At 64.9% G+C, this 2645-nt stretch carries 3 protein-coding genes; 1 reads left to right on the top strand and 2 read right to left on the bottom strand.

Features of this window, described 5'->3' with window-relative positions; genetic code table 11:
* A partial coding sequence (locus ACLP25_RS25755; RefSeq protein ID WP_442471959.1) for a hypothetical protein occupies positions 1 to 582 on the top strand: 582 nt, incomplete at its 5' end.
* 299 nt (positions 583 to 881) lie between these two features.
* On the opposite strand, the gene ACLP25_RS25750 is transcribed toward ACLP25_RS25755, so the two are convergent.
* Both ACLP25_RS25750 and ACLP25_RS25745 read right to left on the bottom strand, forming a co-directional pair.
* On the bottom strand, positions 882 to 2192 hold the full coding sequence (locus ACLP25_RS25750) for an IS4 family transposase (protein WP_442471958.1): 1311 nt from the start codon (positions 2190 to 2192) through the stop codon (positions 882 to 884).
* Positions 2193 to 2322: 130 nt separating this feature from the next.
* On the bottom strand, positions 2323 to 2645 hold a 323-nt coding region (locus ACLP25_RS25745; protein ID WP_442471957.1), incomplete at its 5' end, for an NrsF family protein.

Here is a 2645-nt window from a genome sequence, read left to right as displayed (position 1 = left end):
ATGGGCGAGCCGCAGAATGAGGCGATTGCCGAATTGTGTAAGTTGCTTCGGACAACGCCAGAGAAGCTTGGCAGTCTTCAGGAGGAAGACCGTCGCCGGTTTCGCCGCGAGAGGTCGCCGGAGGTCCTCACTCTTGCATTGCGAACCGAAATCATTGCGGCGCGCCGCGCGCTCAATGATGCGCGAGCCGAATTTGTCATGGACGCGATGATGGGGCCAGGGCCTCAGAACAGCGTCCAAGCTGGGCCTCGGAACAGCGTGCAACCGGCGCCGCAGGATGGCGTCCGAGCGGCGGAGCCCGTTCAATCGACCCCTGCGCCGACAGTGGTCGCGTCCTCGCAGATGTCGACAAGTGAGGGGAGCGCTGCGCGAAGGAAGGAGGCGCCGGCGGACGTTATGACCGCCGTCGAGGAGATTGGCGTTGATGTAGGGGGGTTGTCGGAGGCCTTCCGGTCAATGGTCTCGGTCGGCGCAGATGAGAGCCAGGACGAGTCCGTCTCGCAATTGTCGAAAGAACTGAAGACCGAAGCGAGCCTGTTTGCCGATACACCGGACGATCTGGCCGAAGTTATGAGTGAGTGAGGCCGGGATCTGTCCCACGCCCTCGGCCACCACGCGCGAGCGCAGGGTGTGAACAAATACCCACTGGTCGATTATTCTCACGACCAACGTAAAATAAGCTTGGCGACCCGGAGCTTCGGTGACACGTCGGACCATGTGGCGCAAGTCATGAACGACTGAGGCGCGAGGACCTCACAGGGGGAAAGCGGCCGTTTGAACCATACACCTCAGACGTCCGCGGACGGCGTGAAGAACGGGTCATATCCGACGCTTTGCTCCCCTTCCCGATACGGGCTAGCGTGCGCACACATTTGATTTGCTCAGCTGTCAAGTGGGGCAGGCGAGGTGGCGGCGGCGAGATTGAAGCCTTCTGCGATGGCGTGGAAGCGGCGCAGGCCGTGGACGAAGGTGATAGGGCCTGGCGAACGCTCTTTGGCGTAGCCGGTCCAGCCGCCGAGGCGGGCGATGCACCAGGCCGCCCAAGCCAGGCTGCGTCTGGGGTGCGGGTTCTTCTGCTTCTGGGTCTTGCCTTCGAATTTGCCGGCCAGCGCCTCCAGAACGGCGATTTCGTCGGGTTCGAAGACGCGCGCGGCCGGGAAAGCCGCGCCCGCCTCGTCCCGTCCCTGGACCAGTTGCATGACGCTCGCGGCGGCGATCAGCGCGGTCGCCGCCAGGCGTTCGAGCGCGTCGCCGTCGCGCAAGAGGCTGTCTTCGAGGTCGAAGCCCTGCGACTTGAGGGTGCGGAAGAGCTGCTCGATGATCCAGCGATAGCGATAGAGCTCGATAATCCACGCCGCTTGGGCAAGCGTGCTCACGCCATGCGTCGTCAACAGGCGCCAGACGATCGGCTCCTCGGAGGGCGGCGGGTCGATTTCGCGCGCCTCGACGAGATTGAGCGCGACGCCGGGCGGATCCCGCCGGTCGGCGCCGCGCTCGGGACGACGCAGGACGACCGGACAGAAACGCACCGCCAGCGTGACCTTCCGGGCCGTCCGTCCGGGCCGGCCGGGCAGATCGAAGCTCAGACGGCCCGCTTCCGGCGCGGCGGCGATCTTCGACAGCAGCCGCTCGCCCGCCTCGATGAGCGCCCGATCGCGCACGGCGCGAACCAGGACATGCGTTCGCCCATCGGGCACGCGGGCGAAATGCTCGTAGATGTCGGCCTCCCGATCGGAGATCTCGGTGATCATCGTCGCCGAGTTCAGGAACCGCTTCGCCGCCAGGGGCGTGGCGAGCCACTTGTTGCTCTCCTTCTCCTCGATCGGCAGGCTCTGGTAGTCGTCCTCCTTGATCCGCGTTCGCCGCCAGATCGTCGCCCCCGCGAGCCCCAGGACGCCGCCGTCGGCGGCGTCGACCGCCAGCGCCGGATGGACGAACAGGCCGACGTCCTTGCTGTTGCCGACGCGGCCAAGGCCACGCTTGCGCTTGGCTTTGGCTTCATAGTTGATTTCGCTCGTATCCTGGATCAACAGGACGTGCCGTCCCGCCGCGGCGGTTCCCGTCCGCTCCGCCGCGCCGCGCAGAATTTCTTCCACCGTCACTCTCGGATTGCGGAAAAACCGCGTCAGACCAACCTTCTCCGCCCGGCTGTCGCACAGTTGGCGAAAGCCCGCGCTAATGCGCGCGCACATGCGCTCCACCGCCAGGCGCCCCTTTTTTCAAGGCGCACGTCGCCGAAGAAGCCAATGTTCACGTCTGTCATCGCCGATCCTCTCCAAACAAAGGGCCGGCCGATACAGAATCACACATGATTCTCAACGATCAAGCGATGTTTGCAAAAAATGTGTTTGACTCGTCCGCGAATCGAATGTGTGCGCACGCTAGGGCGTCCAGGGGATGGAAAAGCGACAGCGCCGTCGATGTGACGCCGGCGACAGCAAGGCTCCCGGCAAGGATAACCGAAAACGGCCGGAGCGGGGCGGCGTAGCGGAGCATCGCGAACAGAACGAGGGACAAGGGCAGGCTCGTCAGGACAAGGGTCGCGACGCAACTCGACGCGGCCTCGACCGTGACCGCCCCGGGAGGCAGGCTGACCCAGCCGGCAAAACATTGGTAGCCGATGTTCGCGGCCCCGGCGTCACGCC

Origin of the sequence: Roseiarcus sp., assembly GCF_052145395.1 — a bacterium.
Taxonomy (GTDB): domain Bacteria; phylum Pseudomonadota; class Alphaproteobacteria; order Rhizobiales; family Beijerinckiaceae; genus Roseiarcus.
This window is presented reverse-complemented; position numbering and strand designations above follow the sequence as displayed.

Excerpts from the sequence above, each read along its gene's own strand:
- ACLP25_RS25750 (WP_442471958.1), bottom strand. The coding sequence starts at position 2,192 with ATGTGCGCGCGCATTAGCGCGGGCTTTCGCCAACTGTGCGACAGCCGG.